17 protein-coding genes are annotated in these 17,751 nt (G+C 62.2%); 4 read left to right on the forward strand and 13 right to left on the reverse strand.

Translation table 11 applies throughout. The annotated features are described in order from the left end of the window. Window positions 1-9: 9 nt before the first annotated feature. Both HMPREF2736_RS05330 and dapB read right to left on the reverse strand, forming a co-directional pair. Window positions 10-645 carry an FAD-dependent thymidylate synthase gene (locus tag HMPREF2736_RS05330; RefSeq protein WP_070829040.1) on the reverse strand — a complete coding sequence of 212 codons (636 nt, stop codon included), beginning with the start codon at window positions 643-645 and terminating at the stop codon, window positions 10-12. Continuing rightward, window positions 646-1,389: a 4-hydroxy-tetrahydrodipicolinate reductase gene (dapB, locus tag HMPREF2736_RS05335; RefSeq protein ID WP_070829041.1), complete on the reverse strand. Its 744-nt coding sequence runs from the start codon at window positions 1,387-1,389 to the stop codon at window positions 646-648. A 55-nt stretch (window positions 1,390-1,444) separates the two neighbouring features. Between dapB and HMPREF2736_RS05340 the strand changes: the two genes are divergently transcribed. Further along, window positions 1,445-2,095, forward strand: coding sequence for an AMIN-like domain-containing (lipo)protein (locus tag HMPREF2736_RS05340; RefSeq protein ID WP_070451013.1), 651 nt, complete (start codon window positions 1,445-1,447; stop codon window positions 2,093-2,095). Here HMPREF2736_RS05340 and HMPREF2736_RS12195 read toward each other — a convergent pair. Further along, window positions 2,086-2,295 carry a hypothetical protein gene (locus tag HMPREF2736_RS12195; RefSeq protein ID WP_141761591.1) on the reverse strand — a complete coding sequence of 70 codons (210 nt, stop codon included), beginning with the start codon at window positions 2,293-2,295 and terminating at the stop codon, window positions 2,086-2,088. The two genes, HMPREF2736_RS05340 and HMPREF2736_RS12195, sit on opposite strands and share 10 nt — an antisense overlap. A 70-nt stretch (window positions 2,296-2,365) precedes the next feature. Here HMPREF2736_RS12195 and HMPREF2736_RS05350 point away from each other — a divergent pair, with 70 nt between their 5' ends. Both HMPREF2736_RS05350 and HMPREF2736_RS05355 read left to right on the forward strand, forming a co-directional pair. Further along, entirely contained in the window at window positions 2,366-3,337 is a 972-nt protein-coding gene (locus HMPREF2736_RS05350; RefSeq protein ID WP_070829042.1) for an oxygenase MpaB family protein, read from the forward strand. A 10-nt stretch (window positions 3,338-3,347) separates the two neighbouring features. Continuing rightward, on the forward strand, window positions 3,348-4,913 hold the full coding sequence (locus HMPREF2736_RS05355; protein WP_141761592.1) for a succinic semialdehyde dehydrogenase: 1,566 nt from the start codon (window positions 3,348-3,350) through the stop codon (window positions 4,911-4,913). Window positions 4,914-4,967: 54 nt separating this feature from the next. Here HMPREF2736_RS05355 and HMPREF2736_RS05360 read toward each other — a convergent pair whose 3' ends face one another. The 4 genes from HMPREF2736_RS05360 to HMPREF2736_RS05375 all read right to left on the reverse strand — a co-directional run bounded on the left by HMPREF2736_RS05360 (window position 4,968) and on the right by HMPREF2736_RS05375 (window position 9,700). Then, entirely contained in the window at window positions 4,968-7,292 is a 2,325-nt protein-coding gene (locus HMPREF2736_RS05360) for a polyribonucleotide nucleotidyltransferase (RefSeq protein WP_070829184.1), read from the reverse strand. 96 nt (window positions 7,293-7,388) lie between these two features. Beyond that, window positions 7,389-7,658 (reverse strand): 30S ribosomal protein S15, encoded by a 270-nt coding sequence (gene rpsO / locus HMPREF2736_RS05365; protein ID WP_070422298.1) that lies wholly within the window; start codon window positions 7,656-7,658, stop codon window positions 7,389-7,391. 102 nt (window positions 7,659-7,760) lie between these two features. Next, window positions 7,761-8,723 carry a nucleoside hydrolase gene (locus HMPREF2736_RS05370; protein ID WP_070422297.1) on the reverse strand — a complete coding sequence of 321 codons (963 nt, stop codon included), beginning with the start codon at window positions 8,721-8,723 and terminating at the stop codon, window positions 7,761-7,763. Next, a complete protein-coding gene (locus tag HMPREF2736_RS05375; RefSeq protein WP_371326410.1) occupies window positions 8,720-9,700 on the reverse strand; it encodes a bifunctional riboflavin kinase/FAD synthetase in 981 nt (326 codons plus the stop codon). Before HMPREF2736_RS05375 ends, HMPREF2736_RS05370 begins: the two co-directional genes overlap by 4 nt. Window positions 9,701-9,721: 21 nt before the next feature. Here HMPREF2736_RS05375 and truB point away from each other — a divergent pair, with 21 nt between their 5' ends. After that, complete coding sequence (truB, locus tag HMPREF2736_RS05380; protein ID WP_070829043.1) at window positions 9,722-10,615, forward strand: tRNA pseudouridine(55) synthase TruB; 894 nt, start codon at window positions 9,722-9,724, stop codon at window positions 10,613-10,615. A gap of 3 nt (window positions 10,616-10,618) precedes the next feature. On the opposite strand, the gene HMPREF2736_RS05385 is transcribed toward truB, so the two are convergent. The 6 genes from HMPREF2736_RS05385 to infB all read right to left on the reverse strand — a co-directional run bounded on the left by HMPREF2736_RS05385 (window position 10,619) and on the right by infB (window position 17,728). Beyond that, entirely contained in the window at window positions 10,619-11,272 is a 654-nt protein-coding gene (locus HMPREF2736_RS05385) for a 4'-phosphopantetheinyl transferase family protein (protein WP_070614539.1), read from the reverse strand. 2 nt (window positions 11,273-11,274) lie between these two features. Next, window positions 11,275-12,072 carry a metallophosphoesterase family protein gene (locus tag HMPREF2736_RS05390; RefSeq protein WP_070422294.1) on the reverse strand — a complete coding sequence of 266 codons (798 nt, stop codon included), beginning with the start codon at window positions 12,070-12,072 and terminating at the stop codon, window positions 11,275-11,277. Then, on the reverse strand, window positions 12,069-13,403 hold the full coding sequence (locus tag HMPREF2736_RS05395) for an MATE family efflux transporter (protein WP_070829044.1): 1,335 nt from the start codon (window positions 13,401-13,403) through the stop codon (window positions 12,069-12,071). Before HMPREF2736_RS05395 ends, HMPREF2736_RS05390 begins: the two co-directional genes overlap by 4 nt. Continuing rightward, complete coding sequence (locus tag HMPREF2736_RS05400) at window positions 13,400-14,404, reverse strand: DHH family phosphoesterase (protein ID WP_246822058.1); 1,005 nt, start codon at window positions 14,402-14,404, stop codon at window positions 13,400-13,402. The genes HMPREF2736_RS05395 and HMPREF2736_RS05400 overlap by 4 nt, the downstream gene beginning before the upstream one ends. Further along, window positions 14,391-14,831: a 30S ribosome-binding factor RbfA gene (gene rbfA / locus HMPREF2736_RS05405; protein WP_070422292.1), complete on the reverse strand. Its 441-nt coding sequence runs from the start codon at window positions 14,829-14,831 to the stop codon at window positions 14,391-14,393. The genes HMPREF2736_RS05400 and rbfA overlap by 14 nt, the downstream gene beginning before the upstream one ends. A gap of 95 nt (window positions 14,832-14,926) precedes the next feature. Beyond that, the gene (infB, locus tag HMPREF2736_RS05410) at window positions 14,927-17,728 is read right to left on the reverse strand and encodes a translation initiation factor IF-2 (RefSeq protein ID WP_070820323.1); all 2,802 of its coding nucleotides are present in this window, start codon (window positions 17,726-17,728) and stop codon (window positions 14,927-14,929) included. Window positions 17,729-17,751: the final 23 nt, after the last annotated feature.

Genomic DNA, 17,751 nt, shown 5'->3' on the forward strand with positions numbered 1-17,751 from the left:
CGTATGTGCTTATCGACGTTCCCCTGCCGCCAAATCTTCAAACACCAAGGGCGCTTCCGGCTGGAGCACATCGAGGCACGCGCGTGCGATCATTCTGATTTCTTTGTCTTCATATTTTCCGCTGTGCTTCTCGACGAAACCACGCCACGCCCCGTACGACCCTGTGATTACCAGTTGCGTTGCGGTGGCTAACGGCAAAAGAGAACGGGCTGCTTCGGCGGCTCGTTTGCGCCGAGAGAGCAGGTTGGGGTCGTCGACAAGCACGTGCTCGAGACCGTCGAGGAGTTCTTGGCGGATGAATGCAATGTGTTCGATGGCGGTGTCAAACAGGTTGACGAGGTCCTCGTCTTCCGCGATGAGGTGTGGGACGACCGCGCCGTCGTCGTCACGCAGGCTCACCGCGAAACCGGGGTGTGCACGGATGATTTCTGCCGCGGCGCGCGATACCCCGTACACGTGGAGGGTGGCGCTGGCGTGGGCGAGAAGGTCGGTGCGGTCGTCGTCGATAAGCCTGCGCAGCACTGTTTCGGCGTCGTGGGACGACATTGCGGCGTGCGCGATAACCGCCTCTGCGTCGGTGACATCGGTGCCGCCTGCGGGGCGGGTGTTGCGCAGGGCGGTTGCGGCGACGAGTTCGGCGCGCATTTAGAGCCCGAGGTACTCGTCGAGGCCGATCGTCAGGCCCGGGCGGTTGGCCACTTCGCGCACACCAGTCAAAACACCTGGGACGAAGGATTCACGGCCGTAAGAGTCCTGACGGATGGTCAGTGACTGATCGGTGGTGCCGAAAATGACCTCTTCGTGCGCGACCATGCCCTGCATGCGTACCGCGTGGACAGGCACACCGTCGACATCGGCGCCGCGGGAGCCGTCGAGTGCTTGCTCGGTTGCGTCCGGCATTGCGCCCATGCCGGCTTCCTTGCGGGCCTGTGCAATCCCCTGCGCTGTCTTGACCGCGGTGCCGCTCGGCGCGTCGAGTTTGTTCGGGTGGTGGAACTCGACGACCTCCGCCGACTCGAAGAATGGCGCCGCCTGGCGGGCAAACGCCATGGTGAGTACCGCAGAGATGGCGAAGTTCGGAGCGATGAGCACGCCGACGCCCTCGTTGGCGGCGCACCAGTCGCGGACCTGCTGGTAGCGGGCATCGTCGAAGCCAGTCGTGCCGACAACGCAGTGGATGCCGTTGTTAATGCAGAACTCCAGGTTGTCCATCACCGCGCTGGGGGTGGTGAAATCGACGATGACGTCGACGCCTTCGTCGACAAGCGTTTGCAGCGAGTCCCCCTTGTTGATCTCCGCCGCCAGCTCGAGATCTTCCGCCTTCTTCACTCCGGCGACGACTGCCGAGCCGACCTTGCCCTGTGCGCCAAGCACTCCAACCTTGATCATGTGCATCCTTTCTTTCGCTCGCCCGCAATGGTAGCGCCACCTAAGCTGGGCGACTATGAAACGCCACACGACACTACTTATCCCGGGTGCCATTGCGGCGCTGCTGCTCGGCGCGTGTTCTGCGGACAACGACGCCGGCACCGACGCCAGTACCGACGCCACCGTTACAGCACCAACGTCGCAGAGCACGACCGCTACCTCGAGCGAAGCGGCGACGACCACTGATGTCTCCCCTGCCGCAGCAGCTGCCCCCGTAGAGCCCCCCACCAAAGATGGGTTCTCGCTCGAAGACACACACATCCAGTCCGAGCAACTCGCCGAGATGATGGTCGAAGACGTGCGTGCTGGTTCGCACGAGGGATACGACCGCCTCGTAGTGGAACTGTCTGGCACCGGTTCGCCGAGCGTGATCGCCGGGTACGACACCGACCCGCGCCAGCAGGCTTCCGGCTTCCCACTGAAACCCGCCGGTAATGCGTACTTCACGCTGATCATCCAGGGTGTGCCGCTAAGTATGTCTGCAGATGAGGCAGTCTTGGCTAAGTCCAGCCCTGCCGGCGTGGCGGCCGGCAGCATCACGGAGATCGCGGACGGCGGCGTGTTCGAAGCGGACGCCCAGTACGTTGTCGGTTTGGACAAGCAGCGCCCGTACAAGCTCAGCGTGCTTGAAAACCCGACCCGCATCGTCGTGGACTTTCAGAAGTAATGAACGCCACATCGTGGCTTGGGCTCGCCTTCGTCATCGGGGTGAGTGTCCTTGGGTTGTTCGTCTTGTGGCGCAAGTTGCGCGAGATTCAGCGCAGCGATCTTGACGACGACGCCAAGCGCCGCTGGGGCCTGCTTTTCGGTATCTCGCCGCTTGCCGGATTGTTTACGTGGAATCGTCGCGAAGAATTGCTCGGCCATCGTGACGATTCGGAAGAAACTTCCAGTGAGACAGGTCAAGGGAGAGCGTGATTGTGTTACGCTTCACACCATGCCAAAGCCACAGCCATCCGATAGCTTCGACGACCTGCTCGACGGCAGTGTCAAAACCGGTAAGCGCGACGTAAAACGCGCACCGCTCGGCCCTGACTCGCTGCTGTGGAAATGGGGCGCCGACAACCGCATCCAACTCCTGCGCGGCTACACCGGCGTGCTGCAGAATATGCACCCAGCCATCGGCCAGTCACTGCTGGATCACTCGAAGTTTTTCGAGGAGCCTTTCGCACGCCTTGAGCGCTCCACCCCTCAAATCATCGCGTCGATTTACGACGACCAGGACGTGATCGGTAAACAAATCCGCGATTACCACGTAGATATCAAGGGCAAGCTCCGCGACGGCAAGCGCTACCACTCGCTCAACCCAGAAACCTACTGGTGGGCACACGCAACATTCGTCTACCGTGTCATCCTCGCTCAGGAACTGTTCGGGACCCCGTTTACCCATGCGGAGAAAGACCAGATCGTGCGCGAAGGCGTGACCTGGTGGGACTTGTACGGCCTGTCCGAGCGCCCTGTCATTGACAACTACGACGACCTGATCGCCTACATCGAAGAGATGGAAGACACTGTGCTTGAGCGCAACGATACCGTCGATTTCGCGCTGCGTACCGCCCGCGTCGAACCGGTGAAGGCACCGGATGGTGTCCCCGAGGCTGTGTGGAAGGTCATCTGGAAGCCGATCATGCGCAGCGTGATTTGGCTGACTGTTGGCACGCTCAACGACAAGGAGCGCCAGATCCTCGACCTTGAGTGGACGCACCGCGACCAGCGCCGCTTCAACCGAATCGCAAGGTTTATCCGCGGTGTGTTCAAGATCCTGCCTGAGGACAAGCGCTACATGGAGCCAGGGCGCTCGCTGATGATCAAAAACGGCATGATCTCCGGCAAGTACAAGGAACCGAAACTGATCACCCCGTACTCTCCGAAGGGCCAAGACGCAACGTCCGGCGGTTGCCCCGTCTAGCATCGGCGTTATGCTGCCAAAACGTCTCCGCGAACAACCACTGCCCGCACACCTTCAGAGCGAGCTCGTCGCCCTGACGACGAACCACGGCGGCGAGGTGATCTCCGTCGCATCTCCGCTTATCGACGAGCCCCTCGGCACCGTCTCCGCAGGCACTACAGACGACGTGGATGAAGCGTTTCGCCGCGCCCGTGTGGCGCAGCGTGCGTGGGCGGAGCGCAGCCTGGCGGATCGCACCGCGGTGTTCGACGCGTTCCATTCGCTGGTCTACCGGCACCGCGACGTGCTGGCGGACATCGTGCAGCTCGAGACCGGCAAAGACCGAACGGCAGCGTTCGACGAAGTGCTCGACGTGCTCAATAATGCCCGGTACTACGCCCGCAACGCAGCAACGTTCCTCTCAGAGAAGCGCCGCCCCGGAGCACTGCCACTGCTGACCCGTGCGCGGGAACAACGCATCCCCGTCGGTGTTGTCGGCCAGATCAGTCCGTGGAACTACCCGCTTTCCCTGGCTATTTCTGATGCCATCCCGGCTCTTATCGCTGGCAACGCTGTAGTGGCGAAGCCGGATTCGAAGACGCCGTTTTCGTGTCTCGTCGTCAAGCAACTGCTCGTGGAGGCTGGCCTTCCAGCGGACGTGTTCCAAGTCGTGACAGGCTCCGGCCAAAAAGTCGGCGGTGCGATAGCCGAGCGGTGCGACTACCTGATGTTCACCGGCTCCACCGCCACCGGCAAGAAACTGGGCCGCACTGTCGGCGAACGGCTCATCGGCTATTCCGCGGAACTCGGCGGCAAAAACGCGATGATCGTCGCGCCGGACGCCGACGTACACAAACACGCCCGCACGATGGCAATCGCGTGCTTTTCCAACGCGGGCCAATTGTGCGTATCCATCGAGCGCATCTACGTCCACGCAGACATTTACGACGACTTCCTGGACGCCTTCACCCACGCCACCGAATCACTCACCCTAGGCAAGGGGCTCAACTGGGACTTTGACATGGGCTCGCTTATCGACGACACCCAGCTCAAACGGGTCCAGACGTACGTGGAGGATGCCGTATCAAAAGGTGCGCGGGTGGTAACTGGGGGCCGTCCCCGCCCCGACGTTGGCCCACTTCACTTCGCGCCGACGGTCCTCGCTGACCTCCCAAACAACGCGGACCTGCGTGAAGAGGAAGTGTTTGGCCCTGTGGTCTACATCCAGCGGGTTGAGAGTCTCGACGAGGCTATCGAGTTGGCCAACCGTCTCCCCTACGGGCTCAACGCTTCCGTGTTCGCCGCCCCACAGACTGGCTGGAACATTGCGCGGCGCGTCGAGGCCGGCAGCGTCACCATCAACGACGGCTACGCCGCCACCTGGGGCTCAATGGCAACCCCGCTGGGCGGGGTGAAGGAATCCGGGATGGGCCGGCGCCACGGACGCGACGGGATGACCAAGTACACCGAAGTGAAAAACATCGCACAGCAACGCATCGTGCCCATGCGCGGCCCACACGCGATGCCGAAGCGGCTCTACGGCCCACTCATGACCTCGGCGCTGGCGCTTGGCAAACGATTGCGTCTTCTGCCCTAGCAAGACAAAACGGGCGCTTCCCGAACTGGGAAGCGCCCGTGGAGTTTGCGGAAACTACGCGTTGTCCTCCACCGGAACAAGCGAGATCTTGCCACGGTTGTCGATGTCGCGGATCTCAACCTCGACCTTGTCGCCGACGTTGATGACGTCCTCGACCTTCTCCACGCGAGTGTTACCACCCAGGTTGGAGATGTGGATCAGACCATCGGTGCCCGGTGTGATGGACACGAACGCGCCGAATGCCACGGTCTTGACCACGGTGCCCAGGTAGCGCTCGCCCACCTTCGGCATCTGCGGGTTCGCGATGGAGTTGACCTTCTCAATCGCGGCGTCTGCAGCCTCGCCGGAAGTTGCGGAGACGAACACGGTGCCATCGTCCTCGATGGAGATGTCTGCGCCGGTGTCCTCGGTGATCTGGTTGATGGTCTTGCCCTTCGGGCCGATCAGCTCGCCGATCTTGGATACCGGGATCTTCACAGTGGTGATCTTCGGCGCGAGCGGGTTCATCTCGTCCGGGCCTTCGATGACCTCAGCCATAGTGTCCAGGATGGCCTCGCGAGCATCGCGGGCCTGATTCAGCGCATCTGCGAGAACGCTGGATGGGATGCCGTCGAGCTTGGTGTCTAGCTGCAGGGCGGTGATGAACTCACGGGTACCTGCCACCTTGAAGTCCATGTCGCCGAACGCATCCTCAGCGCCGAGGATGTCGGTCAGGGCAACGTATTCGGTTTCGCCCTTGACCTCGCCAGAGACCAGTCCCATTGCAATGCCGGCAACTGGGGCAGCCAGCGGTACGCCTGCGTTGTACAGCGACAGCGTGGAAGCACACACGGAGCCCATCGAGGTCGAGCCGTTAGAACCGAGCGCCTCGGAAACCTGACGGATCGTGTACGGGAACGCCTCACGCGACGGGATCACCGGCTCAAGGGCACGCTCGGCGAGCGCACCGTGGCCGATTTCGCGGCGCTTCGGAGAGCCGACGCGTCCGGTTTCACCAGTGGAGTACGGCGGGAAGTTGTAGTGGTGGATGTAGCGCTTGGACTCCTCCGGGTGCAGCGAGTCGAGGTGCTGCTCCATCTTCAGCATGTCCAGGGTGGTCACGCCGAGAATCTGGGTCTCGCCACGCTCGAACAACGCAGAGCCGTGGGCACGCGGGATGAGCTCCACCTCGACGCCGAGGTCGCGGATATCGGTCACGCCGCGGCCGTCGATACGGAAGCCCTCGGTGAGGATTTTCTCGCGCACGATCTGCTTCTGCAGTGCATTGTACGCGGCGCGGATTTCCTTCGATGCTGCGTCGCGCTCCTCGCGCTCGTCATCGTCGATATCGAAGGAGTCGAACAGATCTTCCTCGATGTCTTCCATGTACTCGTTGGTGGCGTTCTCGCGCTCAGCCTTGGACGCGATGGTCATCAGCTTGGCCAGCTTCTTCGCGGCCTTCTTCTCAACGGCCTTGAACATCTTCTCGGAGTACGCCGGGAAGAGCGGGAATTCCTTCTGCTCGGTGGAAACCTCGCTGGTAAGCGCACGCTGCGCACGGCACAGGGTCTCGATGTAAGGCTTGGCTGCCTCGAGGCCTTCTGCAACGGTCTTCTCAGTCGGGGCTGGGTAGCCCTTCTTGATCTGCTCGACCACGTTCACGCCGGCGCCTGCCTCCACCATCATGATGGCGACATCTTCCTCGGTCTTGCGGCCACGCTTGCGCTCAACCATGCGGCCAGCAACGACCATTTCGAACAGGCAACGCTCGTGCTGCTCGTAGTTCGGGAATGCCACCCACTGGCCCTCGGGGTGCTTATCGTCGGCAAGCAGTGCCATGCGCACGCCACCAACCGGGCCGGACACCGGCAGGCCGGAAAGCTGCGTCGCGGCGGAAGCACCGTTGATGGCGACGACGTCGTAGTACTCCTCCGGGTGCTGCGACAGCACCGTGATGACCACCTGCACCTCGTTACGCAGGCCCTTAACAAAGGTCGGGCGGAGCGGGCGGTCGATCAGACGGCATGCCAGGATCGCCTGGGTGGACGGGCGGCCCTCGCGGCGGAAGAACGAACCCGGGATCTTGCCCGCGGCGTACATGCGCTCTTCAACGTCGACGGTCAGCGGGAAGAAGTCGAATCCTTCGCGCGGCTGGTTGGATGCGGTGGTGGTGGCCAGCATCATGGTCTCTTCGTCGAGGTACGTGGTGACGGAACCGTCGGCCTGGCGCGCGAGCTGGCCGGTCTCGAAACGAATGGTGCGGGTGCCGAAGTCGCCGTTATCCAGCGTGGCAACCGCTTCGGTGACGCCGAAATCTTCATCGACGTGGACATCAAACGAGTTGTTTGGCTTAAAGTTGCGCAAAAGATCCCTCTCCTTCGAAGGCGTGTTGGCGATCATCGGTGCCGCCATGTCATAGGTGTTCTTGCAACGGGCAGCAATAATAGCAAAAAACGCCCCACCGTGCAGGTGAGGCGTTATTTTTGGCGCTATTGCTTAGCGACGAAGACCCAGACGGGCAATGAGATCACGGTAGCGATCAACATTGTTCTCGCGCAGGTACTTCAGCAGACCACGACGACGACCAACGAGCAGCAGCAGGCCACGACGAGAGTGGTGATCGTGCTGGTGGTCCTTCAGGTGCTCGGTCAGGTTGTTGATACGCGCGGTGAGCAGCGCAACCTGTGCCTCGGTGGAACCGGTGTCGGTCTCGTGGATGCCGTACTCCTTGAGGATTTCGGCCTTCTTCTCAGTGGACAGTGCCATGAGGTGCTCCTTGGTTGTTTCAGTTCGCGTTCTACGGAAAAAGTCTGTGCTGCACCATAACTGCCGCGAACCACAGTCGTCTGGCGCAAGACCTCAAAGAGGTTACACGACCGGCGTGGACTGCGCCAAACTCGTCAGACGTCGCATGAACTCCTCGAGAAAACCTGCGGTGTCTACCGTGACGGCCACTGCGGCGGACTTGTCCGGGTCGTTCAGGCGGGTTTCGTCGCCAATCGTGCGCCCACGCGTCTCGCCCTCGGTGTCCACCTTCATGTTGATGCCAAGCGTGTCCACCAAACCCGGCTGGATAGCCACGGCAACCGCCAACGGGTCGTGCAGTCCGCAGCCGCCAAGGTGTGGCGAGGTGGTCTTGTAGGCGTCGATGTAGTAGTTCGTGATGTCGGCAAGGAACTTCCCGCCGGTGGTGCCCAGTTCGGCCCACTTCGCGGTCTCTTTAGTGGTCAAAAGCGTTTGCAGCGTGACGTCAAGACCAATCATGGTGACGTTACGTAGCTTTCGGAACAACACATCGGTGGCCTCAGGGTCCTGGTTGATGTTCGCCTCAGACCAGGCGGTGACGTTGCCTGGGACGGTGAGCGCGCCGCCCATCATCACGATGTTGGCATTTTCACGGAACACGTTGGATGCCTCGACCGCTGCCGCGATTGTGGTGGACGGGCCTGTGGGCACGATGATGAGGTCATCGCCGTACGCCGTAACCGATTCGACGAGGAAGTCCACCGCAGACGTCGATTCCACCTGACGCGTCGGATCAGGGATCTCCACCTCGCCAATGCCATTTTTGCCGTGGATGAACGCGGAGATCTCCTGGACCTCGAAGGAGTCCTTCGCGCGTGCGTGGTCTGGGCCTGCGAACACCGGAATGTCTGTGCGGCCAAACAGCTCCAAGATGGCAAGGGTGTTGCGCACTGAATCCTCGACAACCACGTTGCCGTAGGTGCAGGTCACGCCGATGAGTTCTACTTCGGGCGACGCGAGTGCGTACGCCAGTGCCAGGGCATCGTCGATGCCGGTGTCTAGGTCCAGGATCAGCTTCGTGGTCATGCACCGAGAATATCGCGGGTGGTGTCCACATCGCGCGCCATGTGCTCAAGTAATTCCTCAACGGAGTCAAACTTGACCATGTCGCGAACCTTGCCCACGAACTCCACTCGGGCCATCCGCCCGTACAGGTCGGCGTCGCGGTCGAGCACAAACGACTCAACGCTGCGCCGGTTGTCGCCAAACGTGGGGTTCGTCCCCACGGAGATCGCCGCTGGGTAGCGCACGCCGGGTTCCATGTCGCCGTCGATGGGGGCGTCGTCGATGATGGTGAGCCAGCCCGCGTAGACACCGTCAGCCGGGATCGCGGCCGCATCGGATGCGTACTGGTTGGCCGTCGGGTATCCCAGTTCCTTGCCGCCACGGCCGGCACCACGTTCAATCGGTGCGATCACAGAGAACGGCCGTCCCATGTAGTCGGTCGCCGTTTGTACGTTTCCGCCGGAGAGTTCGTCGCGGATGGCGGTGGAGCAGACCTTGACGCCGCCGTCGGAAAGCAATCGCACAATCGTCACGTCGATGCCTGCGCGCTCCCCTAGCTGCGCCATGGTTGTAGCGGTGCCTGCGGCATCTTTTCCAAAGGTGAAATTCTCCCCCACCAGCACGTGGCGGGCGCGCAGTTGGCCCACGAGGACATCCTCCACGTACCCCTCGGGCGAAACCCCGCCGAGCTCGTGCCGGAAATCAATGACAAGCAAGTAGTCCACGCCCAACTCAGCGATGTGGCGGGCGCGCTCCTCAAGCGACATCAGCGCCGCAGGTGTGTGACCTGGGGCGAATACCGTCACGGGGTGCGGGTCAAAGGTCATGACCACGCTTGGCACACCGAGTTCACGTGCGGTATCCACGGCCTTCGAGATCAGCAGTTGGTGGCCTCTGTGCACACCGTCAAAGACGCCGATAGTGACGACGGTGCCACCAGGCTCGCCAAACGTTTCCGGCACTGCGTCGAGGCCACGCAAAATATCCACGGAGGACACAGTACGGCATACTTCAGAACCATGAACGATCCCCTCGAAAAGTCCGGCATTGTTGTCGTCGATAAGCCTCAGGGCTTGACGAGTCATGACGTGGTCGCGCGACTGCGCCGCTTCTTTGGCACGCGCAAGGTTGGCCACGCTGGCACGCTCGACCCGATGGCCACGGGCGTGCTTGTCGCAGGCATTGAGCGCGGCACGAAGCTGCTGGCGCACCTGGTCGCAGAGGACAAGGTCTACGAAACGACGATCCGCCTCGGTGCGTCCACGACCACAGACGATGCGGAGGGCGAGATCACCGAAACGCACGACGCGTCCGCGGTTACCGACGACGCGATCCACGAGCAGATCGCACTGCTGACCGGCGATATCATGCAGGTTCCGTCGAAGGTGTCCGCGATCAAGATCGATGGGCGCCGAGCCCACGAACTGGTGCGCGCCGGTGAGGAGGTCACCATTCCTCCCCGCCCCGTGACCGTCCACGCTTTCGATGTCAGCGAGATCCGCCACCACGATGGCGTCGTCGACATCGACGCCCGCGTGCATTGTTCCTCCGGCACCTATATCCGCTCGCTGGGCCGCGACCTCGGCGCAGCACTGGGGGTTGGCGGGCATTTGATTGCTTTGCGACGAACCTCCGTCGGCCCATTCTCCATCGACGACGCTCACACCCTCGACGCGTTGGAAGACAATGCTGTGTTGTCGCTGACCATGGATGAGACACTGACCCGCTCGTGGCCGGTGCTTGATATCAATACTGATGAATACGCGGCGCTCTCCATGGGCAAATGGCTCGAGCCGCGCGGTTTGAAGGGCGTGCACGCCGCCGTCGGACCAGACGGCAAAGCAGTCGCCCTAGTGAAAGAGCAGGGCAAGCGTCTAGCCACGGTGTTTGTGGCGCGGCCATCCACGCTTTAGCTCTTAGCGCACGTACGTGGAAGCCACCACGTAGCCACCACGGACCACCCAGCGGCCCTCAAACACCGGCACCGGCGCGGGACGGGCGAGGAGCTGCGAGACAAACGTGCCGTCGGCGCGCAACTCAATTTCGGCTTCGTCGAAATCTAGCCAACGCCGTGTCATCGGAAACCAGCACTTGTAGGTCGCTTCCTTGGCGCAAAACAGCAGCCGGTCGGCCCATTGCTGCCCCTGCTGACGCATACCGTTGACCATCGCAATCTCAGTATCACTGGCGATCGACTCCAGCACCCCGTCTGGCAGCGATTCTGCCGGCTCCGCATCGAGCCCCATCGACAGTACGTACCGGGTTGGTGCTGCGACAGCGGCGCGCAGACCATCGGTATGGGTCAGCGAGCCGGTAAACCCCTCTGGCCACAACGGCATACCGCGTTCCCCACGCAGGATTGCACCTGCAGATTCCACGCCCAGTTCGCGCAGTGCCTGGTGTGCGCACCAGCGGGCATCGCCGAACTCTCCCTTGCGCAAATCGACTGCGGTTTTGACCTCTTGGCGCTCCGCCGGATGGAGGTCGTCGTAGCGGGTAAGGTCGCCGGCGTCGTCGGTAAGTAAAAAGACGCAGCGTGCTTCTGGAGGAAACAGCGAAATATCTTGCATCACTATTCAACCTCCATGACCGGGTACGGGAATTGCCGCGTGGACGGGTGGTGGCGCCACTCGCGCGGATAGCCCAGGGAAACCTCAATGTGGTCGACGCCATCGACCTTGGTCACCCCCGGCATGTGCAGGTGACCGTACACCACTGCCTGCGCGTTGTAGCGCTTGGGCCATGTCCTGGTGTGCCGGGTCCCGCACCACAGGGCGATTTCAGACCACATCATGCGCTGCACCGGCTCCTGCACCAGCGGCCAGTGGTTGACCAGAATCGTCGGCCCGCTAATGCGGGATAAGCGTTTGGTGGTGTAGGCCAAACGGTCCCAGCACCAGCCACGGATATCCACAAATGGTGCGATGGCAAACTCGTCTGTCATCACCACGTTGTTGTCGTGGGCGGCCTGCAGGGCTTCGTCGACAGTCATTTCCCTGCTGCGGAACGAATAGTCGTACAGCGTAAATAGCGGCGCGATGGTCACTCCGCCGAACACCGGATAGCGATCTTCCGGGGTAATCACACCGATAGCGCGCATCGCTTGAACCAGCATGGCGTACTTTTCTCGGCCGCGGTACCTGTCCGCAGAACGGCAAAATAGCTCGTGGTTGCCGGGCACCCAGATGACGGTGTCGAACCGACTGGCCAGTTCTGTCATCACTTCAACGATGAGTTCGAACCGTTCGGCCACGTCGCCAGCGACGATGAGCCAGTCAGACGGGTCAGTAGGCTGGATGTCGTCGATTTTTGGGCCGTTGAGCTTCACTGCGGCGTGCAGGTCGCTGACTGCCCAGAGTGTCGTGGTCATGCGTCATTCCTACCATCACCGCTTGTCACTGCCCATCGCATGGAACGGAACCTGTGCACTACACCTACGAGGCGCACAAGGATTTGGCCGAGTTGTCCGACCCAAATACCGGTCAGGCCCCAGCCAAAGAAACCGGAAGCGATGATGATCGGCAGCGCAACCCCGAGCAGAGAAAACAGTGTCAGGTTGCGCAGGTACGCCGCATCCGCCGCACCAAGCAGCACCCCGTCGAGCGCAAACACCGCTCCCCCGGCGATGATCATGGCGATAAACAACAGCCACGGAAGCCGCAGCGTATCGACGACCGCCTGATCCTGCGTAAACAAACCCAGAATCGGCTCACGGAACAACGCGAACACCACGGCCAGCACGACCGCGAAGACCATCGAGTACTTCAGTGCGTGCTCACCAACAGCGCGTGCGTCCTGCGCCCCTGCCCGCCCCAAAGCCGAGCCGGTCAGGGTCTGCGCCGCAATAGCCAGCGAATCAAGCACGAGTGTGAGGAAGTTCCACAGCTGCAGCATCAACTGGTGAGCAGCAAGCGCAACCACGCCGAAGCGACCAGCAACTGCAGCAGCGGTCAGCAACGAGACTTGAAACGATAACGACCGCAAAATCAGGTCGCGGCCTAACACGAGCTGCTTGGAAATCACCGACCACTGCGGCGCCCAGCCCCGGCCCGACGTCCGGTGCTCCCTGATAAGAAACACCACGAACAACGTCGACGTGATCCCCATGCCAATCACGTTGGATATCGCGGAGCCCACAAGCCCGTACTGGTTCACCAATAACGGCAACGAGATCGCGCCGGGAATGAGGCCACACAACGTTAAGTAAAACGGCAATCGCGTATTTTGCACGCCGCGCATCCAGCCATTTCCGGCCATAATGATCAGCGTCATCGGGATGGCGAATGCGGACACACGCATCCAGGACGCAGCGCGCACACTCGTGTCAACGTCACCTGCAAGCGCCATCGCCAACGGTTGGGCGAACACCCACACAATCAGTGCCAAGATCGCGCCGACCCCGAGCGCTACCCAGGTAGCTTGTACACCTTCCTCGACTGCCTGATCGCGTTTTCCGGCACCATAAAACCGCGAGCTTCGCGCCGTCGTGCCATAGGACAAAAACGTTAATTGGGTTGTCACGGTCGACTGGATGGCAGCGCCTGCAGCGAGTGCAGCCAGCTGCGCGGTGCCGAGCCTGCCAACGACAGCGGTATCCAGCAACAGGTACAGCGGGTTGGCTGCCAGCACGCCGAGCGCGGGCAGCGCGAGCATCAAGATATCCCGCGCGGTTGGTGTGCGGGCGGCGACCGCGCCCCTCATCGGTCGGCGGGTTCCGGCAGCGCGTCGAGCAGGTCGCGGACGACCTCAGAGCGCGAACCGGTGGCCGAGTACCCCGCTGCTGCCTTGTGTCCGCCACCGCCAAGAGAGCGCGCGACGGTTGAAACGTTCAGCACCGTAGAACGCAGCGACATCGCCCAGTGCTTGCTGCTGTACTGCTTCAACACCACACCAACGTCGGTGCCTTCAAGGGCACGGGCGTAGTCGATGATCGCCTCGACCGTTGGCTGACTCATGCGCGCTAACAACCCCGTGGGGATGGTGAGCACTGCAACGGAGAGCCCCTTGACCGGAATGATCTGGGTTTCCGCCAACACCGCGCCCATGAGCTGGAGGTCAGTCGCACTCATCGTGTCCATCAGGTCCAGCGCAATCTGGCGAGTATTCAGGCCGTAGCCCATCAGCTCCGCGGCCAAACGGTGCATCCTCGGTGTGCCCCACCGGAAGCTGCCGGTGTCGGTGACCAGGCCCGCGTACAGGCAGTACGCGATGTCCTCGTCAAGCTCCACCCCAAGATGATCAAGCAACTCGCGGATCATCGTTGTGGTCGATTCGGACTCGACGATCAAATTCATGTCACCGAAACCGGGGTTGGTGTTGTGGTGATCGATGACAACAACGCGCGACGGGTTATCCGTAACATCGACCAGGAATGCTCCTGTGCGATCTGCGGAGGCACAATCCACGGTGACAACAAGGCCATCCTCCGGCAAAGTTTCGCCGTAGATGATCTCATCGACTCCCGGGATGGTGCGCATATTCGCCGGGTGCGGCAACGGCTGGCCAATGTAAACGTCGTTGTCGATACCAAGCACCGTGAGCCCCTTTGCGAGCGCACACGCCGACCCGATCGCATCCGCATCGGGGTTGATGTGTGCGACCACGTTGACGCGGTCCGCAGCGCGGATACGCTCGGCAACCTCGGCAAATAGCGGAGCATGCTCCGCAAACAGCTGGCTGTTCAGGGCACTACTCCCCTTCACCGGAGCGCTTGTACGGGTCAGCATCGCCAGCCGGCTTCGCATTTGCGCGCAGCTTTGCTAGCTCCTCGTCACGCGCGCGGGCACGGTTGAGCAGCTCCTCCATGTGCGCGGAAGCTTCCGGCACGGTATCGCGCTCAAACGAGATGGTCGGCGTGAACCGAACCGAAAGCTGATCTCCCACGATCTTGCGGATCTGCCCGCGAGCACGGTTGAGCGCCTCAGCGGCCTGCTCGTAGTCAGGTTCGTCGTCGATCTCTTGGCCACGCACTGTGTAATAAATGGTGGCGTCATGAAGGTCCCCGGTGACTCGGGTGTCGGTCACAGTGACCAACTCCAGCCGGCGGTCCTTAATCTCCCGCTCAATCGCGGAAGCAACAATCGTCTGAATCTGCTTTGCCAACCGCTGGGCGCGGGTGTTATCAGCCATGTCACTCCTCCTCAAAACTTCTGCATAGTGTAACCCCCGCCGAGCACGTGCGTGCGGGGCGGGGGTTTCGTCGATAAGCAATTGCTTTGCGACGACTAGTCGCGCGGAACCTCGACCATCTCGTAGGTCTGAATGATGTCGCCCACCTGGATATCCGGGTAGGACAGCACCATGCCGCACTCGTAGCCCTTGGCTACCTCGTTGACGTCGTCCTTCTCGCGGCGCAGCGAATCGATCGACGCATCCGGAGTAATGACGTTGCCGTCGCGGACCAGGCGCAGCTTCGCACCGCGCTTGACCTTGCCCTCGGTAACCATGCAACCTGCGATGAGGCCGACTGCGGAAGCCTTGAAGATCTGACGGATCTCGGCTTCGCCCAGGTCGCGCTCTTCGTAGATCGGCTTGAGCATGCCCTTGAGCGCCTGCTCCACATCCTCGATCGCCTGGTAGATGACCGAGTAGTAGCGGATCTCCACGCCTTCGGCATTCGCCTCTTCCGTGGCCTTGCCGTCCGCGCGGACGTTGAAGCCAATGATGATGGCGTCGGATGCCGCCGCGAGGGTGACGTTGGTCTGGGTCACAGCACCGACGCCACGGTCGATGATGTTGACCTGCACCTCGTCGTCGACCTCGATCTTGAGCAGCGCCTCCTCGAGGGCTTCCACCGAACCGGCGTTGTCGCCCTTGAGGATGAGGTTGAGCTGGCTGCGCTCCTTGAGAGCCTGATCCAGGTTCTCCAGAGACACACGCTTCTTACGACGTGCCTGCATAGCAGCGCGCTGACGAGCATCACGCTGTGCAGCAATCTGACGAGCAACGCGGTCATCCTCGACCACGAGCAGGTTGTCACCCGGGCCAGGAACACCGTTGAGGCCCTGGACCTGGACCGGACGGGACGGGCCTGCCTCTTCCACGTCCTCGCCCCACTCGTCGACCATGCGACGCACGCGACCGAAGTTGCCGCCGACGACAATCGAGTCACCGACGCGTAGGGTGCCGCGCTGCACGATGACGGTGGACACCGGGCCACGGCCACGGTCCAGGTGGGACTCGATGGCAATACCTTGTGCGTCCATGTCTGGGTTCGCCGTGAGCTCAAGCGCCGCATCTGCGGTCAGGAGCACAGCCTCCAGCAGGTTGTCGATACCGGTGCCCTGCTTCGCGGAGATGTCAATGAACATGGTGTCGCCGCCGTACTCTTCCGGCACGAGGCCGTACTCGGTGAGCTGGCCACGGATCTTCTCCGGGGAAGCCTCCGGCTTATCCACCTTGTTCACTGCAACCACGATCGGCAGTTCCGCAGCCTTGGCGTGGTTAATCGCCTCAACGGTCTGCGGCATGACGCCGTCGTCCGCTGCCACCACGAGGATGGCCAAGTCGGTCGACTTCGCACCACGGGCACGCATGGCGGTAAACGCCTCGTGGCCCGGGGTATCCAGGAACGTGATCTTACGCGGGTGGCCGTCGAGGGTGACCTCGGTCTGGTATGCACCAATGCCCTGGGTAATACCGCCGGCCTCGCCACGACCCACGTTTGCCTTGCGGATGGAGTCCAACAGGCGGGTCTTACCGTGGTCGACGTGACCCATGACGGAGACCACTGGAGGACGCTGCTCGAGCTCCTCTTCGCCGCCTTCGTCCTCACCGAACTGCAGGTCGAAGGACTCAAGCAGTTCGCGGTCCTCGTCCTCCGGCGAGACAATCTGGACCTCGTAGTTGATCTCAGCGCCGAGCAGCTGCAGGGTGTCCTCAGACACGGACTGCGTTGCCGTCACCATCTCACCGAGGTTGAACAGCGCCTGCACCAGCGACGATGCATCGGTGTTGATCTTCTCAGCGAGGTCAGACAGGGTCGCGCCTTGGCGCAGGCGAACGGTCTTGCCACCGCCGTCGGGGAGACGAACGCCACCGATGACGTTCGGCTTGTGCATCTCCTCGTACTCAGCCCTCTTCTGGCCCTTGGACTTGCGGCGCTTGCCGGGTGCACCACCCGGACGGCCGAATGCACCTGCGGTACCGCCGCGACGTCCGCCGCGACCGCGGAAACCGCCACCCGGTCCGCCGAAACCGCCACGCTGTGGCCCGTTCTGGCCACCACGGCCACGACCACGGCCACCGCCGCGGCCACCAGCCGGTGCAGCCTTCGCAGGCATTTGTGTCGGCGACGGACCTGCCGGCATATCCGCCGGGGACGGACGGTTGCCGCCACCCTGACGGGCACCACCCGGGCGTGGGCCGCCCTGGCCCTGGCCACCGCGACCCTGCCCCGGACGTCCACCCGGACGCGGCGGGCGCTGCCCACCGCCGGTATTGGACGAGAACGGGTTGTTAGCAACGCGCGGGCGTCCACCAGGCTTCGGCATCGGGCGAGGCATACCGCCCGGAGTCGGGCCGTCCTTCTTCGCAGCAGCCGGCTTCGGCGCTGCAGGCTTTGGAGCTGCGGGTTTAGGTGCGCCCGGCTTTGGTGCGGAACCGGCAGGCTTCGGCGCTGCAGGCTTCGGCGCACCTGGTTTCGGTGCGCCCGGCTTCGGTGCCGACGCACCAGCAGGCTTCGCAGCCGGTGCCTTCGGAGCAGCCGGAGCCGGCTTCGGCTTCGCAGCCTCGCCCGGCTTTGGTGCGGAACCGGCAGGCTTCGGCGCTGCGGGCTTGGCACGGTTCTGGCCAGGCTTCTTCAACGGCGGTTTTGCCGGAGTCGGTGCTTCCTTCTTTTCGTTGTCGTCTGCGCCACCGCCATTGAGCTTGGCGTAGTGCGCCTTCATCTTCTTGATGACAGGCGGCTCAATGGTCGACGACGCCGTCTTCACAAACTCACCCTGTTCTTTCAGGGTTGCGAGTAATTCCTTACTTGTTACGCCGAGCTGCTTAGCCAACTCGTGTACGCGTAGCTTTCCGGACACATGTCTCCTTGTTGTTCATGCTA

This window comes from Corynebacterium sp. HMSC036E10 (assembly GCF_001836265.1).
Classification (GTDB): Bacteria; Actinomycetota; Actinomycetes; order Mycobacteriales; family Mycobacteriaceae; genus Corynebacterium; species Corynebacterium coyleae.